At 47.0% G+C, this 17,216-nt stretch carries 14 protein-coding genes; 12 read left to right on the top strand and 2 right to left on the bottom strand.

The window, feature by feature from the left end:
* The first annotated feature begins 169 nt into the window (after positions 1 to 169).
* The 5 genes from AB4Z17_RS14440 to AB4Z17_RS14420 all read left to right on the top strand — a co-directional run bounded on the left by AB4Z17_RS14440 (position 170) and on the right by AB4Z17_RS14420 (position 6,019).
* On the top strand, positions 170 to 1,942 hold the full coding sequence (locus AB4Z17_RS14440; protein WP_441960435.1) for a cache domain-containing sensor histidine kinase: 1,773 nt from the start codon (positions 170 to 172) through the stop codon (positions 1,940 to 1,942).
* 24 nt (positions 1,943 to 1,966) lie between these two features.
* Complete coding sequence (locus tag AB4Z17_RS14435) at positions 1,967 to 2,371, top strand: response regulator (protein ID WP_441960433.1); 405 nt, start codon at positions 1,967 to 1,969, stop codon at positions 2,369 to 2,371.
* Entirely contained in the window at positions 2,334 to 2,897 is a 564-nt protein-coding gene (locus tag AB4Z17_RS14430; protein ID WP_441960432.1) for a helix-turn-helix domain-containing protein, read from the top strand. The genes AB4Z17_RS14435 and AB4Z17_RS14430 overlap by 38 nt, the downstream gene beginning before the upstream one ends.
* A complete protein-coding gene (locus AB4Z17_RS14425) occupies positions 2,894 to 4,774 on the top strand; it encodes a substrate-binding domain-containing protein (RefSeq protein WP_441960430.1) in 1,881 nt (626 codons plus the stop codon). The genes AB4Z17_RS14430 and AB4Z17_RS14425 overlap by 4 nt, the downstream gene beginning before the upstream one ends.
* Positions 4,775 to 4,858: 84 nt before the next feature.
* Positions 4,859 to 6,019 (top strand): sn-glycerol-1-phosphate dehydrogenase, encoded by a 1,161-nt coding sequence (locus tag AB4Z17_RS14420; protein ID WP_441960428.1) that lies wholly within the window; start codon positions 4,859 to 4,861, stop codon positions 6,017 to 6,019.
* Positions 6,020 to 6,081: 62 nt separating this feature from the next.
* Here AB4Z17_RS14420 and AB4Z17_RS14415 read toward each other — a convergent pair whose 3' ends face one another.
* Both AB4Z17_RS14415 and AB4Z17_RS14410 read right to left on the bottom strand, forming a co-directional pair.
* On the bottom strand, positions 6,082 to 6,909 hold the full coding sequence (locus AB4Z17_RS14415; RefSeq protein ID WP_441881476.1) for an aldo/keto reductase: 828 nt from the start codon (positions 6,907 to 6,909) through the stop codon (positions 6,082 to 6,084).
* Between the two features lie 16 nt (positions 6,910 to 6,925).
* Positions 6,926 to 8,092 (bottom strand): iron-containing alcohol dehydrogenase, encoded by a 1,167-nt coding sequence (locus tag AB4Z17_RS14410; protein WP_441960426.1) that lies wholly within the window; start codon positions 8,090 to 8,092, stop codon positions 6,926 to 6,928.
* 183 nt (positions 8,093 to 8,275) lie between these two features.
* Here AB4Z17_RS14410 and AB4Z17_RS14405 point away from each other — a divergent pair, with 183 nt between their 5' ends.
* From AB4Z17_RS14405 to AB4Z17_RS14375, 7 genes are all read left to right on the top strand, one after another.
* Complete coding sequence (locus tag AB4Z17_RS14405) at positions 8,276 to 9,181, top strand: ArsR/SmtB family transcription factor (RefSeq protein WP_076266748.1); 906 nt, start codon at positions 8,276 to 8,278, stop codon at positions 9,179 to 9,181.
* A 254-nt stretch (positions 9,182 to 9,435) separates the two neighbouring features.
* Positions 9,436 to 11,505, top strand: a complete 2,070-nt coding sequence (locus AB4Z17_RS14400) for a bifunctional aldolase/short-chain dehydrogenase (protein WP_441960424.1) — start codon at positions 9,436 to 9,438, stop codon at positions 11,503 to 11,505.
* 13 nt (positions 11,506 to 11,518) lie between these two features.
* The gene (locus AB4Z17_RS14395; protein ID WP_339203652.1) at positions 11,519 to 11,890 is read left to right on the top strand and encodes a sensory rhodopsin transducer; all 372 of its coding nucleotides are present in this window, start codon (positions 11,519 to 11,521) and stop codon (positions 11,888 to 11,890) included.
* 31 nt (positions 11,891 to 11,921) lie between these two features.
* On the top strand, positions 11,922 to 13,142 hold the full coding sequence (gene rhaI / locus AB4Z17_RS14390) for an L-rhamnose isomerase (RefSeq protein ID WP_441911005.1): 1,221 nt from the start codon (positions 11,922 to 11,924) through the stop codon (positions 13,140 to 13,142).
* A complete protein-coding gene (locus AB4Z17_RS14385; RefSeq protein ID WP_441960423.1) occupies positions 13,139 to 14,608 on the top strand; it encodes a rhamnulokinase in 1,470 nt (489 codons plus the stop codon). The genes rhaI and AB4Z17_RS14385 overlap by 4 nt, the downstream gene beginning before the upstream one ends.
* 37 nt (positions 14,609 to 14,645) lie before the next feature.
* Positions 14,646 to 15,404 (top strand): DeoR/GlpR family DNA-binding transcription regulator, encoded by a 759-nt coding sequence (locus AB4Z17_RS14380; protein ID WP_430054191.1) that lies wholly within the window; start codon positions 14,646 to 14,648, stop codon positions 15,402 to 15,404.
* Positions 15,405 to 16,492: 1,088 nt separating this feature from the next.
* Entirely contained in the window at positions 16,493 to 17,215 is a 723-nt protein-coding gene (locus AB4Z17_RS14375) for a (Fe-S)-binding protein (RefSeq protein ID WP_441960421.1), read from the top strand.
* Position 17,216 lies beyond the last annotated feature (1 nt).

The following is a 17,216-nucleotide window of genomic DNA, read 5'->3' as shown; positions in this document are numbered from 1 at the left end:
CGTTTATTTCGGCCAAAAAGCAATCGATGCGCTGCCAAATCGCAAATATTAATCGTTATGGCAATTGAAGATAGGTAAATTACGAGACTGCAGAAGAGAAAAATCTCTTATGCAGTTTCGTTTTTCGCATTTCAAAGGAAATGATCACTATTTGATGAGGACGGATTGAATGTTTATGCTAAGCGGTTTATTTGCGAATCGTAGTATCCGTTTCAAGCTTTTATTTTATTTCGTCATCATTACTTTATTTTCAATCGCTGCGCTCAGCATTCTGGGCAGCACCTTATACAAAAATGCTATTGAAGAGGAAACGAACGCACATACGGTGCAAATGATGGATCAGGTAAAAAACCACATTGAAGTATACATAAAAGAAATGGATAACATTATTTATTATTTGTCGCAGGACGCGTCGGTCATCGAATTTATGAGAAGGTCGAATAACGAATCAGGGCAGCTGAAGCTGCTGGATTCTAAGGTGAGGAAACTTGAGAGGGTCTATATAGAGAAGCATGTAGAAATCGCTGGAGCGATGATTGTGAGCCGCAACAACCAGTTCGCAAGCAGCGGATTAGAGCCGATTACGAGAGATATCATGACGGAAGAGCAGTGGTATAAAAAAGCCGTTCTTCAGCCGGAGCATATTCATTTGTTCAGCCATCCGATAGGGAGAAATATTAGAGCAGAGCAAAATTTAAGCGCCGATCAGGTGCTGTCGTTCGTGCGGGCTGTAAAGGACCCGTTGACCGGCCAAGTGCTTGGCGTTATTTTGATCGATATGAAATTAGACATTATTCAGGCGATCGTAGAATCGGTATCGCTAGGGAAAAGCGGCTTTATTTTTATTATGGATGAGAATGGCGGTGTCGTGTATTCGCCAGTCAATCCGATTGTGTACCGCATTTCGGGCGATTGGATGGAAGGGCGCTCTGGCAAAGTCATTCGCCAAGTCAATGAGCTTGAATACCAGATGATCTATAATACCTTTCCAGAGTTTGATTGGCGAATCGTCGGCGTGTTTCCGCTTAAGGAGTCGCTTCAAGTCGTTGCGGACATTCAATTTTATACCGTTATCATTGCGCTGGTCACGCTGCTGCTCGCCTTTATGGCATCCTGGTATTTCACGAATGCGATCGTTCGTCCTGTTGGGAAGCTGCGCAGTTTAATGAAGAAGGTAGAAGAAGGCGAGCTTCATCTGCGCTTTCCTAGTAAAACAAAAGATGAGATCGGACAGCTGGGCAATAGCTTTAACCATATGGTGCAGGAAATTGACAATTTGATTCATCTCGTATATTTGGAGCAAAGGGAGAAACGCGAGGCCGAGCTGAAAATATTGCAAGCGCAAATTAAACCCCATTTCCTCTATAATACGCTGGATACGATTCAGTGGATGGCACAGGACCGGGATGCCGATGATATCGTCGATATTGTTGTTGCCTTAACTCATCTATTCCGAATCAGCCTTAGCAAAGGACGAGAGGTTATTCCGCTTAGCGACGAGATTCAGCATGTGGAGAGCTATTTGATTATTCAAATGGCCAGATACGAGGATAAGTTATCCTTCGAGATCGACATTCCGCAGGAGCTGCAGACGCTAAGCGTGCTCAAAATCATTTTGCAGCCGCTCGTCGAAAATGCGATTTATCATGGCATCAAAGAAAAGCTGGCTAAAGGCACGATTCGTATACATGGCTCTGCAGAAGACAATAAGCTGGTTCTTGTCGTTGAAGATGACGGCGTCGGGTTTGAAGCGGAGCGGCTGATTCAGATGAATGAATCGTTTCATGCTATCCGGCAAAGCAGCGAGGATCGAGGTTATGGATTGTACAATGTGAATGAACGAATCAAGCTGTCATATGGCTCTGGTTATGGTCTTACCATTGAGAGCGAGCGGGGACAAGGCTCCAAAATCGTGGTAAAGCTACCGTTAATGGTTGGATAACTCGAAATGGCTGGGGGTATGGAGATGTGGAAGCTGCTTATAGCGGATGATGAGCCGAAGATCCGCAGAGGATTAGCCAAGGTGCTTCCTTGGAAGGAGCTTGGCATAGAGCTGGTAGGCGAAGCCGAGAACGGCTTGCAAGCGCTTGAGCTTGCGGAAGAGCGTAAGCCTGATATTTTGTTTGTTGATATTTGCATGCCGTTTGTAGACGGGCTGGAGTTCATTGAGCGKCTGCGGCAAACGCTGGAACGCAGCATTGTCATTGTTATTTCGGGACATGATGAGTTTCGTTACGCGCAGCAGGCCGTAAAGCTGCATGTATTTGAATATATGCTCAAGCCTGTAATGAAAAGCAAGCTGGAGACTGTTGTACGCAAAGCAGTAAGCGAGCTTGAGCAGAAACGGAGCAGGCAATCATGTCGTGCTTAACGATAAGAAAGGTCAAATCATCGTCATGGGCTGTATAGACAGCTATAACGAATGGCTCAAGTTAGGACAGAAAATTCAAGATAAAATGGAAGCGCTTCTTGAAAAAACGATTATTTTTGAGCAGCAGGCAGTGGAGAGTACCGAAGAGCTTCCGAAGCTGTACCGCACGTTGTCAAGAGAGCTTGGAAACAAAGGGAGCTTGTCTCCGATCGTTATTTTGACGAAAAAATTTATTGATCGCAACTACTATATGCCTTCGCTGACGCTTGGCGATGTCGCTGAAGGCGTGCAGGTGAGTCCTACTTATTTAAGCAAGCAGCTGAAGCGGGAGCTTGGCCTTTCATTTATCGATTATTTGACGGAGGTTCGAATTCGGAAAGCGATTCAATTGATGAGCGATCCCTTGTTCAAAGTGTATGAAATTGCGGAGAAGGTAGGGTACAGCAGCCAGCATTATTTCAGCAGCGCCTTTAAGAAGGTGACTGGAACCTCGCCGATGGTCTATAAGAAAGGGATACGTTCATGATTGGAAGAAAGGCAGCAGGTTTTCTTATCCTTTGCTTGATTTTTGTCGCTTTGGTAGTATGGACGCGGGCGTGCGTAATGAACGAGAAGGTAACGAAAAATGACAGCGGATACAATTATTTGATCGGAGTGTCCCAGCCCAATTTGAGCGAGCCTTGGCGCGTGGCCATGAATGAGGAAATTCAGCAGGAGGTCAGCGGGCACTCGGATATGCGTGTTATCTTCACCGATGCCGCGCAAAGCAGCGAGCAGCAGGCGAAGGATGTGAAGAAGCTGGTTGGATATGGCGTCGATCTGCTCATCATATCGCTTGATGATCCAGTAGCTCTCACACAAACAGTAAGCTCCGTTTACGAGAATATCCCTGTTATCGTGCTCGGAAGAGGCGTGACAGGATATGATTATACGATTTATGTCGGTACGGACGATGAAATGATCGGCAGAAAAGCAGGCGAATTTGCAATGGAAACGCTGGGCGAGTCGGGCGGTAAAATTATTGAAATGCAAGGGCTGGCCGGTTCTCCAACCGTTGAAGAACGCAGCAATGGATTTCGGGAAGCGATTCATAATTCCAAGCTTAGCATCGTGCAGACGATGAATGCGGATTGGCAGCGCGACCTTGCGGAGGATCTGCTAACGGATTGGTTAAAGGATCAACCCGAGGTTGACTTAATTTTTGCCCATAATGAAGCCATGGCGTTAGGCGCATATCGTGCAGTACAGAAGCTTAATAGGAATGATATTAATATTATTGGCATCGATGGCGTCAATTCTGAAAACGGCAGCCAGCAGCTCGTCTCGGAGAACAAGCTGACAGGAACTTTTACAAGCCCTCCTGGCGGCAAGGAAGCGATCCGTTATGCGGTCGATATATTGAATAAAGAAAAGGGAATTCCCAAAAAGGTTATTTTGCGCAGCCAGAAAATAACGAATCAACTGGAGGGGAGGGGCGAGCCGCGCGTTACGCATTCACCAGCGCCTAYACTCCAAGAGGCACAAGCTCCAATTGTATTAGGTTTTGCACAGGTGGGTACGGAAAGCGGCTGGAGAATCGCGAATACAAAGTCGGTGATTAACGCGGCAAAGGAGGCAGGCGTGGAGCTGCTTTATGAGAATGCGGAGCAGTCGCAGGATAAACAAATTGAACTGATTCGGCAGTTTATAAACAAAAAGGTGGATGTGATCGCCTTCTCACCGAAGACGGAGACTGGCTGGGAAGAGGTGCTGAAGGAGGCGAAGGAGGCAGGAATTCCAGTCATATTGTCTGATCGTGAAGTTAACGTAAGCGATGATACGTTGTGGACAGCTTATATCGGTTCTGATTTTCGCGAGGAAGGCAGAAGGGCGGCAAGATGGTTGATGCAAGAGGCAGAGGAAGGACAAAGCTATCAATTCGTTGAGCTGCAAGGAACAGCGCACTCTGCGCCAGCTGTTGGGCGGATGCAAGGGTTCAAGGAGGTTATCCAAACCGATCAAAGGTTCACTTTGCTTGAATCATTGCAAGGCGACTTTACGAAGAAGAAGGGTAAAGAGCTGATGGCGGCGGCGCTGAAACGGCATGGCTCTGCGATAAACGTCGTTTATTCCCATAATGATGATATGGCTTTAGGCGCTATTGAGGCCATTGAGGATTTTGGCTTGCGGCCGGGTAAGGACATTACGATTATCTCTGTTGATGCTACTAAGTCGGCTCTTAAAGCATTAAGTATCGGAAAGCTTAACTTTGCAGTTGAATGCAACGCGCTGCTTGGTCCTCAGCTCATGAAGGCGGTTAAGGATTTGTCGGAGGGCAAGGAGCTTCCGATGAAGATTATTACTGCTGAAGGTGTTTTTACGCAGGAATCTGCCAAAATGGCGCTGGCAAGCCGTGAATATTAATAGAAGGAGCGTGCTGTTAAAGTTGACAAGGTATGCCATCAAGAGCAGAATAAAAATATTACACTACGAAATGAGGCATAGCCCATGTCAAACCTTATTGATAGAGTGAAAAAGCTAGCAGCAGGCTTTGATGAAGAAACGCTGCGAGCGATTGAAATAAACCCTTTGCTTGTCGAAGCGGGTGCGCTTCAAGCGGTAGCACCCTATATAAAGGAAAAGCAGTATAGTCAGGTTGTTATTGCTGCGGATGCGATTACATACAGCATTGCTGGGAAGCAACTTGAGGAAGCCATTGCAGCCCAAGGAATTTCTGTTCATGTGACGATTATAAAAGCAGACCGTCAAGGCGATGTCATTGCGGATGAAGCATCAATCGTGCAGCTCTTATTGGACATTCAACTGCGCAAAGCACAGGTAGTCATTGCAGCAGGCTCAGGAACGATACATGATATTTCTCGTTATGCCGCTTATACAGCGGGCATTCCCTTTGTATCCGTTCCGACTGCGCCATCTGTTGACGGCTTCAATTCCAAAGGAGCGCCRATTATTATTCGCGGCGAGAAGAAGACGATCGCGGCCATTGGCCCCGATGCGATATTTGCTGATTTGGAAATCCTCGCAGCGGCGCCAGCAGTCATGGTAGCTGCTGGTTTTGGCGATATGCTGGGAAAATATACATCGTTATTTGATTGGAGCTTTGGCGCAGCTGAAGGCGGTGAGCCCTATTCAGAAGAGGTTGCTGAAATTACGCGTATTGCACTCAACAAATGTGTAGAGAATGCCTCGTTAATTGCTTCCCGTGACCAGCAAGGCATTCGCATACTTATTGAAGCGCTTATTGAGTCCGGCCTTGCCATGCTCTTATTCGGTCAATCGCATTCGGCGTCCGGATCAGAACATCATCTGTCGCATTTCTGGGAAATGGAATATATTCGCCTTGGCAAAAGACAGCTGCTGCACGGTGCAAAGGTTGGCGTAGCCTGCGCGGAAATTTCCAAGCTATATCACCRGCTTGCCGCTGAAGAAGAAGGTCTAGCTTTTACAGCTAATCCTGAGAAGGTACGGGAGGCCATTGCCGCACTTCCGGATGAAGCCCAAATTAGAGCGTGGCTAAAGCAGGTTGGCGGACCGACCACGACGGAGGAGCTTGGCGTTGATACGGAGCTTCTCGCGGCAAGTTTGCAGAAAGCCCATCTCGTTAGGCCAAACAGATATACGTTACTAAGCGCGTATAATTCCATTTAAGCCAAAAACGGCTCCATCCTTTGAAACAAGGATGGAGCCGTTACTATTTGAAGTGATTTAATTTAGAAGTTGAAATTATCTGGATCTGGGCCAAAACGGTGATCTTGGTTAAGCGCACTGATTTGAGCCATTTCCTCAGACGTTAGCGTGAAATCGAAAATATCTCCATTTTCTTTAATGCGAGCCGGAGTAATCGATTTTGGTATCGTAACGACCTCGTTTTGCAGATCCCAACGAAGCACCACTTGAGCAGGCGATTTGCCGTATTTGGCAGCAATATCAGCGAGCACGCTTTGATCCAGGTTTCCTTGCATAAGCGGGCTCCAAGCCATTAGCTGAATGCTGCGGCTCTTGGCAAAAGCGTGAAGCTCCGTTTGTGTAAGAAGCGGGTGGTATTCCACTTGATTGACCATAGGAACAAATTCACCTGCTGTAATGACATCCTGTAGATGATGGATTTGGAAGTTGCTCACGCCAATTGCACGTACATAACCGTCACGGTACAGCTTTTCAAGCGCGCGCCAAGTTTCCAAGTACTTATCCTTTACAGGCCAGTGGATGAGCAATAGATCAACAACTTCAATGCCAAGCTTCCGTCTGCTGTCTTCAAAGGCAGTCAGCGTGGAATCGTAGCCTTGATGAGCATTCCAAATTTTTGTGGTTACAAAAATTTCGTCGCGCGCGATCCCGCTGTTGCGAATACCAGCGCCAACACCCTCTTCATTATTGTAAGCTGCTGCTGTATCGATGCTTCTATAACCAGCTTCAATCGCAGAGGCGACAGTTCTTTCCGCTTCGCCATCATCTTTCACTTTCCATACGCCAAGACCAAGCCAAGGCATTTTTACACCGTTGCTTAATGTGGTATGTGCCGTTAGGGCATGAGTCATTTATCGTAACCTCCAGTTAAAGTGATAATTCCAAAATAGCTTTAACATCTTGTTTTTCCAAACGCTTGAATGAACCAATCGTGCCATAACGTACAGCTTCCTCAGCCATGCGATCCAGTTTGTCGCTTCCGATTTCAAAGTCGGCAAGACGGGACTCAGCGCCAATTTTCGTGAAGAAATCACGAGTGGCTTGAATGCCTTCAAGAGCGATTTCGTTGTCTGATTTGCCTTCTGGATTCACATTCCATACACGAGTTGCATATTGAACGAAACGATCCACCCGCTCTTCATAAACGTACTTCATCCAGTTCGGGAAAATAACAGCCAAGCCTGCGCCGTGCGGAATATCGTAAATGGCGCTCACTTCATGCTCAATGCCGTGCGAAGCCCAGTCATTGCTCATGCCAACGCTGATAAGACCGCCATTCAAAGCCATCGTACCACACCACATAAGGTTCGCGCGAGCAGCCGCATCCTCAGGGTTTTCAAGAGCTAGCTCAACATTCTCAATTACCGTTTGCAAAATGGATTCACAGAAGCGCTCCTGCAGCGGAGTATTTGGCGTTAAGCTGAAATATTGCTCGAACACATGCGACATGATGTCCACAGCGCCGTTAACGGTATGGTTGCGAGGAACCGTGTACGTAAGCGTAGGATCGAGAATCGAGAATGCAGGATACGTATGCGAGCTGCCAAAAGCACGCTTTAAGTTTTCTTCCCAGTTCGTAACGACCGAAGAGCCGTTCATTTCCGAACCTGTTGCAGCCAGTGTCAAAATCGTACYAAGCGGAAGCGCTTTTTGAATAACAGCTTTGCCTGTGAAGAAATCCCATACATCGCCTTCATAAGGAACACCTGCAGCGATAGCTTTGGCTGCATCAATAACGCTGCCTCCGCCAACGGCTAGAATGAAATCTACGCCTTCAGCGCGGCAAATGTCGATCCCTTTTTTGACGGTAGTTAAACGCGGGTTTGGTTCAATATTAGGAAGCTCGTGCACTTTGATGCCAGCTTCTTGAAGAAGGCTTACGGTTTGATCGTACAAGCCTGTTTTTTTGACGCTGCCTGATCCGTAAACGAGCAGGACCGTTTTGCCGTATTTGGAGGTTAATTGGCCTACTTGCTTGGCTGTTCCTTCACCAAACACAATATGAGTTGGATTAACGAATTGAAATGAGTTCATCTTAATTCCTCCTAAAACTATTTAGATAACTAAAAAGGTAACTAAATATCTTTTGAGTTATGTATACGCCGTTTATTTTAGTGAATTCTACTCCATAAGTCAAGGCGAAGCGCATGAGTGTTGAAAGGATAACTTTTTAGTTATATAATGATTTGAAATTAGCTAGAGACAGGGGAAGCAGCAATGGAAATTGAAGTGAGCAGCCGCAATATGAAGTTTCTAGAATGCTTCTCATCACACACACGGGTCAAAATGATTGAATTGCTAGGCGTGCAGCCTATGAACATAAAAAGCTTATCCGAGGCGCTAGATATAAAGTCTCCTATCGTTACAAGACATATTCATATGCTCGAGGAAGCCGGCATTGTTCGCAGCGAAAGCGTGGCAGGCAAGCGCGGAATGCAAAAGATATGCCATCTCCAGCTGTCGCAGGCGATGCTGGTTTTTAAGAGTGAACCCGTCACGGACGAAACGAAGCGTTACTCGGTTTCACTGCCTGTGGGACATTATTCATCGTACCAAATTAAACCAACCTGCGGACTGGCATCCGATACTCAAATGATTGGGATGTGCGATGATCCGCGTTATTTTGCCGATCCAGAGCATGTCCATGCCAAAGTCTTATGGTTCGGTTCAGGATTTGTGGAATATCGTATACCTAATTATATGGTGAATAACGAAATGCCAGAGTCGCTCGAAATTGCGATGGAGATTTGTTCGGACACGCCTTGCAGCGTCAACCACCTGCCATCGGATATTGCTTTTACGATTAACGGTGTCGGTGTTGGAACGTGGACGTATCCAGGCGATTTTGGAAGCTCACGAGGATTGTATACTCCCGAGTGGTGGCATAAAAATATTCAGTATGGATTTATGAAAACGATCCGCGTTAATCAGCAAGGATCTTACATTGACGGGATAAAAGTATCTGATGTTACGATTGGCGAGTTAATGCTCGCTTATGACAAAGAAATTTTATTCCGCATTTCATCCAGCACAACGACGAGAAATTGCGGCGGCGTTACGCTGTTTGGCAAAGGATTCGGCAATTATAACCAAGATATTGAAGTGACGCTGCGCTGCCAGTAAGGCATGCTGCGCAGTGTATATAATGAAGAGATGCCCCTTTAGGTTTTTTATAAACTTGAGGGGCATTTTTTTGTTTGTCTACTAAGTACATGCTTGCTGCCCGCAGCTGTGGGAATAGCTTGTTTAGTCAAAAAAATAAAAAGAAAACGACAAATATACATCTTTGTTTGTTTTTGAAATAATCATATTCAAACATAAACAAATATGTTATGATTGATTCAAACAAATACAAAACATCATTCGGAGGTATATCCATGGTACAAAGTTTGTGGGAAAACGAAAAAGCATCGCAGTTGGAAGGCGGATTGGCTGAGCTCGTATATCGCTCCAACATCATTGGTGCAGATCGCAGAGTTTGCAATTACGGCGGCGGCAATACGTCTAGCAAAACAATCGTCAAAGATTTCCGCGGTCGCGACGTTGAAGTGATGTATGTGAAGGGCAGCGGTTCGGATCTTGCTTCTATGAAAGCAGGCAATTTTACTGGACTGCGGATGGATGATATCCGTCCATTATTTGAACGTGCTGAAATGCCGGACGAAGAGATGGTTGCTTACCTTGTCAACTGCATGATCGACTCGAAGCACCCGCGTGCGTCGATTGAAACGCTATTGCATGCTTTTCTTCCATTCAAACATGTGGATCATACACATCCCGATTCTATTATTAGCTTGTGCTGTGCGGATAACGGCAAAGCGCTTGCTAAGGAAATTTTCGGCGACCGTTTCGTCTGGGTTCCTTATGTCCGTCCAGGCTTTAACCTCTCCAAAATGATTGCCGAAGGTGTTCTTGCCAATCCAAATGCCGAGCTAGTGCTCATGGAAAAGCACGGCCTTGTTACTTGGGGCGAGACTAGCGAAGAATGTTACGCGCAAACGATCAAAATCATTTCCGAGGCAGAGGCATTCATTGAATCTCGTTTTGACGAGGCTTCATTGTTTGGCGGCGTGAAATACGAGGTGCTCGAAGCTGATGTTCGCAAAAGCGTAGCTGCACAGGTTATGCCTACCATTCGCGGCGCGGTGAGCGATGCGAAGAAGATGATTTTGACATTTGACGATGAAGCGGATGTGCTTGCATTCGTAAGCGGGAATAATTCTCCGACATTATCGCAGGTCGGCGCTGCATGCCCGGATCATTTGGTGCATACGAAGGTTGTTCCATTGTTTATTGRCTGGACGCCAAATGCAGAGGATATCGATGGTTTGAAGGCGAAACTATCAGAAGGAATCGCTGCATACAAAGAGCAATATAAAGCTTATTTTGAACGCAACAAAAATGAAGGCGACGTCATGTTTGAAGCAGCGCCTCGCGTAATTCTAATTCCGGGTATCGGTATGATCAACACTGGCAAGAGCTGGGCGATGGCACAAGTGAGCGGAGCGCTATACCACCGTGCGATTGCCGTGATGCGCGGCGCAACAGCATTAGGTGATTTCGTATCCCTTAGCGAGAACGAGTCGTACAATGTGGAATACTGGCCACTCGAGCTATACAAATTGTCGCTTGCTCCAGCTGAAACGGAATTTTCACGCAAGGTTGCTTTCATTACAGGCGGCGCTGGCGGTATCGGAAGTGAAACAGCACGCCGTTTAGTATCAGAGGGTGCGCATGTTGTGCTTGCAGATCTTAATCTTGAAGGCGCTCAAAAGGTTGCCTCTGAAATTAATGAGAAATTTGGGGAATGCCGGGCAACAGCAGTGAAAATGGATGTAACGAGCGAAGAGCAGGTCAAAGCTGCTTATGCAGAGACAGCACTTGCTTACGGCGGTGTGGACATTATCGTGAACAACGCTGGTCTTGCGACTTCAAGCCCATTCGATGAGACATCGCTTAAGGAATGGAATTTGAATATGAATGTGCTTGGAACAGGTTATTTCCTGGTCGCTCGCGAAGCGTTTAAATTAATGAAGCAGCAAAGCATTGGCGGCAACATGGTGTTCATCGGATCGAAAAACTCTGTGTATGCGGGTAAAAATGCATCTGCTTATAGCTCGGCAAAAGCGCTTGAAGCTCATTTGGCACGCTGTATCGCAGCTGAGGGCGGCGAATTCGGCATTCGTGTAAATACGATTTTGCCCGATGCAATTTTGCAGGGGTCGGCGATTTGGAACGGCAGCTGGCGCAATGAACGTGCTGCGGCTTATGGCATTGAGCCGGATCAGCTGGAAGAATACTACCGCAAGCGCACGACGCTGCTTGTCAACATTTATCCGCGCGACATTGCAGAGGGCATTGCATTTTTTGCCTCCTCCAAAGCAGATAAAACGACAGGCTGTATGTTAACTATTGACGGCGGCGTACCCGCTGCATTCACCCGTTAGGAGGTTAGGCGATATGATCCAAGGGAGAGGCGAGAAGTCTTGGTATATACCGGATGGTTATATACCGCCAGACAGCACGGGAACGCTTACCAGCCATGAATCGATATGCGTGCTGAATTGCTCCACCGAAGAGGCCATTATTCATATTACGATTTATTTTGAGGATCGCGAGCCGATGGAAGATATTCAAGTTGTTGTTCCTGGCAGACGAACAAACCATATACGGACCAGCTCATTAATGAAGGAAGGGGCGTCGATTCCAATCGGCGTTCCTTACGCCATTGAGGTGCTGAGCAATATTCCAATCATTGTACAATACAGCAGATTAGATTCGACGCAGGCAGAGAATACGTTGATGTCTACGATGGCTTTTCCAATCAAATAGGTTGAAAATATAAATGAGAGGGTGTTCCATAATGACTGATCGCGCTTATACGTTTTTTGAGGAGCAGCAGAAAGAAAGAGGCATTAACATTGAAGAGGTAAAAGCAAAATTGAAAGCGCTCAAAATCGAAACACCTTCATGGGGTTATGGTGATTCCGGTACTCGTTTTAAGGTGTTTCAGAAGGAAGGCGTGCCTCGCAATCCGTTTGAGAAGGTTGAAGATGCGGCGCAAGTGCATAAGCTGACGGGGATCGCTCCTTCGGTAGCTATTCATATCCCATGGGACAAGGTAGAAGATTACGGCAAGCTTAGAAGCCATGCGGAAAGTCTTGGACTCTCAATTGGAGCGGTAAATCCGAATCTATTCCAAGATGAAGACTATATGCTTGGAAGCGTAACGAATTCCGATGCTGCAGTGCGCCGGAAAGCGACTGATCATTTGCTTGAATGCGTGGATATTGCCAAGGAAACGGGCTCGCGTGAATTTAGCTTATGGTTCGCCGACGGTACAAACTATCCAGGTCAAGGGCATATCCGCAAGCGTAAAGCTTGGATGCAGGAAGCTTTGGCCGAAATGTACAGTGCAATGACTCCGGACATGCGTATGCTCATTGAATACAAATGTTTCGAGCCGGCGTTCTATCATACGGATCTTGCCGACTGGGGCATGGCTTACAACTTGGCGCAAAAGCTAGGGCCGCAAGCGGAAGTGCTTGTTGATACTGGCCACCATCTGCCAGGCGCAAACATCGAGCATATCGTTGCTTACTTGCTAGATGAGAAACGCCTTGGCGGATTCCATTTTAACAGCCGTAAGTACGCAGATGATGATCTTATTGTCGGAACGGTAAACCCTTACGAGCTGTTCTTGATTTTCTATCAAATCTTGAGTGCAGCAGGCGATGCGGATGCTGCTGTTCGCGGCAATGCAGAGAGCATTACTTATATGATTGACCAGTCGCATAATATCGAGCAAAAAATCCCTGCCATGCTGCGCTCCGTCCTGAACGTGCAAACCCAGCTGGCAAAGGCGCTGCTCATTAACCATGATGAAGTGAATGAAGCTGCTGAACGCAATGATGTTCTTGGCGCTGAGGATGCTGTGCGCCGCGCATTCGAATTCGATGTTACACCGCTTTTGCACGCGATTCGCGAAGAGCAGGGCTTGCCGCATGATCCAATGAAAGCATACCTAAGCAGCAGCTATGGCAAAGACATATTGGCGAGAGGCAAGGGCGGTGCCAGCTGGTGACCATCCTTGCTTACGATCTCGGAGCAAGCAGCGGAAGAGCGCTGCTTGGCAGGCTGAATAATGGCAAGATCGAGGTAGAGGAGCTGCACCGGTTCTCCAATGATCCGGTGCAGGTCGGCGATCGACTGCACTGGGATATTTTGCGACTGCTTCATGAGTTAAAGCAAGCGCTGCTGCTAGTTAAGCATCGCGACATTACGCTGGACAGCCTTGCAATTGATTCTTGGGCCGTTGATTTTGGCTTGATTGGAAGCAATGGGGAGCTGCTTGGCAATCCTTATCATTATCGCGATCATCATACAGATGGCGTAATGGAGCAGGTAGTGGAGGAATTGACGGCAACGGGGATATTTGCGAAGACGGGTATTCAGTTTCTGCCGTTTAATACGATTTACCAGCTGGCTGCTTTGAAGAAGGCAGATTCACCGCTGCTGCGGGATGCCAAACATTTTCTAATGATTCCGGATTTGCTCCGTTATTTTTTGACGGGTGAGAAATATAATGAATTTTCCAACGCAACGACAACGCAGCTGTATAACCCTGTTGCAGGCAGCTGGGACGAGGAACTGATTCGCTCGATTGGCATTTCGCCGGAACTGTTCGGTGAAATTGTACAGCCAGGGGCGAGGGTTGGCAGCTTGCGAGCTTCCCTTTGCGAGGAGCTTGGCATAGAGTCCGTTCCTGTTTATGCAGCAGCGGAGCATGATACGGGCTCAGCGGTTGCCGCAGTGCCTGCTCTTGAAAAGTCATTTGCTTACTTAAGCTGCGGCACTTGGTCGCTTATGGGTACAGAAGTCGACGAGCCAGTCATTACTGAATTGTCGCAGCAGCTGAACTTTACGAACGAAGGCGGCGTTTATGGCACGTATCGTTTGCTGAAGAACATTATGGGGCTGTGGATTTTGCAGGAATGCAGACGTTCATGGGAGCGGGCAGGAATTTCTTATACGTTCCCCGAATTAGTAAAGCTTGCAGAAGAAGCTAAGCCATTCGCTGCGTTTATTGATCCGGATGATCCGTTGTTTTTGCACCCGGGTGATATGCCTGCTAGAATAACGGAGTATTGTTTGCGCACAAGGCAGACGGCACCTGCTGATACAGGGGCGATTGTTCGGTGTATTTTGGAGAGTTTAGCCTTGAAGTACCGAAATGTGCTAGAGTTAACAGAGCAATTGTCTGGCCAAGCGTTCAGCGGTTTGCATATGGTTGGCGGCGGCATTCAAAATACGCTGCTCTGCCAATGGACTGCAAATGCGATTGGCAAGCTGGTGTGGGCAGGACCCGTGGAAGGCAGCGCAATTGGCAACATGATTGTGCAATGGATTGCAAGTGGTCAGCTTGCTGACATTTGGGAAGCGCGCAAAGTGATACGCGAATCATTCCCAGTTGATGTGTATGAGCCAGAGCAGCATGAGGCTTGGGAGAGCGCATATCGTGCTTTTAAAGGAACAACAGGAATCGCTTAAGCAGCGAATACAAATATAAGTAAGAAAGAGGTACGTTATGCTGGTCCATGAACGATACGATAAAATTGTACAGCTGGTAAATGAGAGAGGCAGCATCCGGGTTACGGAGCTGAGCGAGCTATGTCAGGTGACCGAGGAAACGATTCGGCGTGACCTTGACCGCTTGGAGCAAGCCGGACGTTTGCGCCGCTCCCATGGCGGTGCGGTTAGCGTAAAGGATCAGCAGCCGGAAATTCCGTATTTCGAGCGGGAGATTACGCATGCGGAGGAGAAAAAACGAATTGCTGTGGAAGCGATTAAGTTGATTCAGCCGAATGAGCGTATTTTGCTTGATGCGAGCTCGACGGCTTGGTATATGGCGGCAAGCATGCCGGATATTCCTCTAACGGTGCTAACCAACTCCATCAAAGTTGCGATGGAGCTGAGCAGCAAAGAGAAGATTGAAGTCATCTCGACGGGCGGCATTTTGGCTTCGCGTTCATTGTCCTATGTTGGTCCGTTAGCCGAGCGTTCTCTTGATGCATATCATGTGGATAAAGCATTTCTCTCCTGCAAAGGTGTCCATTTGGAGCGCGGCGTAAGCGAGTCGAACGAGCTGCAAGCACGCATCAAGCACAAAATGGTAGGTATGGCGGATCAAGTCATTCTGGTCGCCGACTCCAGCAAGTTCGGCGTTCAAGCATTTACTCATGTGGCGGATTTAGATGATGTGGATGCAATCATTACGGATGAGCGGCTGCCAGCAGCGATCTTATCGCAGCTTAAGGAAAAACAAATTTCCGTTACAACGGTGTAGAGCATAGATGGCGCTGGCTTCAGTAGAAGCGCAGCGCCATTATTGTTGTTTAGTATAGGGTTAATGGCGAAAGGGAGCTGTAAGCGCATATGTGTTCTTACAGCGGTAAAAGTGGTGTTTCTGAGTGCTTGTAAGCACCTATATGTGCTTATTGAGCAATTAAACTGGCAGGTTACCTACGAAAGAATGCTGTAAGCGCATATGTGTTCTTACAGCGTTAAAAGTGGCGTTTCTGAGTGCTTGTAAGCACAAATAGGTGCTTATTGAGCAACTTAACAGGCTGGTTACCTACGAAAGAGAGCTTTAAGCGCATATGTGTTCTTACAGCGTTAAAAGATGCGTTTCTGAGTGCTTGTAAGCACAAATAGGTGCTTATTGAGCAACTTAACAGTCTGGTTACCTACGAAAGAGAGCTGTAAGCGTATATGTGTTCTTACAGCGTTAAAAGTGGCGTTTCTGAGTGCTTGTAAGCACCTATATGTGCTTATTGAGCAACTTAACAGGCTGGTTACCTACGAAAGAGAGCTGTAAGCGCATATGTGTTCTTACAGCGTTAAAAGTGGCGTTTCTGAGTGCTTGTAAGCACCTATATGTGCTTATTGAGCAACTTAACAGGCTGGTTACCTACGAAAGTATGCTGTAAGCGCATATGTGTTCTTACAGCGTTAAAAGTGGCGTTTCAGAGTGCTTGTAGGCACAAATAGGTGCTTATTGAGCAACTTAACAGGCTGTTTACCTACGAAAGAGAGCTGTGAGCGCATATGTGTTCTTACAGCGGTAAAAGTGGCGTTTCAGAGTGCTTGTAAGCACACATAGGTGCTTATTGAGCAACTTAACAGGCTGGTTACCTACGAAAGAGAGCTGTAAGCGCATATGAGTTCTTACAGCGGTAAAAGTTACATTGTTGAGAGTTTATAAGCACCTATAGGTGCTTACAGACTACAGCGGCAGTTTGGTTATCAGCGATAGAGAGCTGTAAAGCGCATAGGTGTTCTTTCATCTAGAACATTTTTCACATAAAAAATTTTCACCAAACTTGTCTGACAACCTGATATTATAGAGGTATAAGATACGAAAGGGGTGCGGGTATGAAGGTCTCATTATTTATTACTTGCTTAAGCGATGCGTTATATCCAAGGGTCGGCGAAGCGATGGTGCGCTTGCTGGCAAAGTACGGTGTTTCATTGGAGTTTCCGACGGTGCAAACCTGCTGCGGACAGCCGGCCTACAACAGCGGCTATTGGAAGGAAGCGAGGGAGTCTGCCAAAACGATATTGGATGCGTTTGAAGACAGCGACTTCGTTATTTCACCATCAGGCTCCTGCACGGGAATGATTCACCATTATCCGAAGCTGTTCGAGGATGATCCGGTCATGCTGAAACGAGCCAACAAGCTTCAGAGCAAATCTTATGAATTCACGCAGTTTCTGGTGCAGGTGCTTGGCGTTACCGATATTGGCGCTGCATTTCCTCATAAAGTGACCTATCATCCTTCCTGCCACGGCAGTCGGATACTTGGCGTAAAGGATGAGCCGCTTGCGCTTATTCAGAATGTGAAGGGACTTGAGCTTGTACCGCTCCCATTTGCTGAGGATTGCTGCGGCTTTGGCGGAACATTCGCCGTTAAGATGGCTGATATTTCTGGAGCAATGGTGACGGAGAAGGTCGATCATGTGCTGGAGACGGAAGCGGAAGTGTTGGTCGGGCTAGATATGGCTTGTTTACTCAACATTGCTGGAAACCTGCGCTATCGCAACGAACCCGTCCGTGTTATGCATTTGGCTGAGCTGCTATATGAAGGGGTGAAATAAG

It is taken from the genome of Paenibacillus sp. TAF43_2 (assembly GCF_052113545.1).
Classification (GTDB): Bacteria; Bacillota; Bacilli; order Paenibacillales; family Paenibacillaceae; genus Pristimantibacillus.
The sequence above is the reverse complement of the archived record's forward strand: the minus strand, read 5'-3'. Positions and strand labels throughout refer to the sequence as shown.

Excerpts from the sequence above, each read along its gene's own strand:
- AB4Z17_RS14440 (WP_441960435.1), top strand. The coding sequence starts at position 170 with ATGTTTATGCTAAGCGGTTTATTTGCGAATCGTAGTATCCGTTTCAAG.
- AB4Z17_RS14415 (WP_441881476.1), bottom strand. The coding sequence starts at position 6,909 with ATGACTCATGCCCTAACGGCACATACCACATTAAGCAACGGTGTAAAA.
- AB4Z17_RS14405 (WP_076266748.1), top strand. The coding sequence starts at position 8,276 with ATGGAAATTGAAGTGAGCAGCCGCAATATGAAGTTTCTAGAATGCTTC.
- AB4Z17_RS14395 (WP_339203652.1), top strand. The coding sequence starts at position 11,519 with ATGATCCAAGGGAGAGGCGAGAAGTCTTGGTATATACCGGATGGTTAT.
- rhaI (WP_441911005.1), top strand. The coding sequence starts at position 11,922 with ATGACTGATCGCGCTTATACGTTTTTTGAGGAGCAGCAGAAAGAAAGA.
- AB4Z17_RS14380 (WP_430054191.1), top strand. The coding sequence starts at position 14,646 with ATGCTGGTCCATGAACGATACGATAAAATTGTACAGCTGGTAAATGAG.
- AB4Z17_RS14375 (WP_441960421.1), top strand. The coding sequence starts at position 16,493 with ATGAAGGTCTCATTATTTATTACTTGCTTAAGCGATGCGTTATATCCA.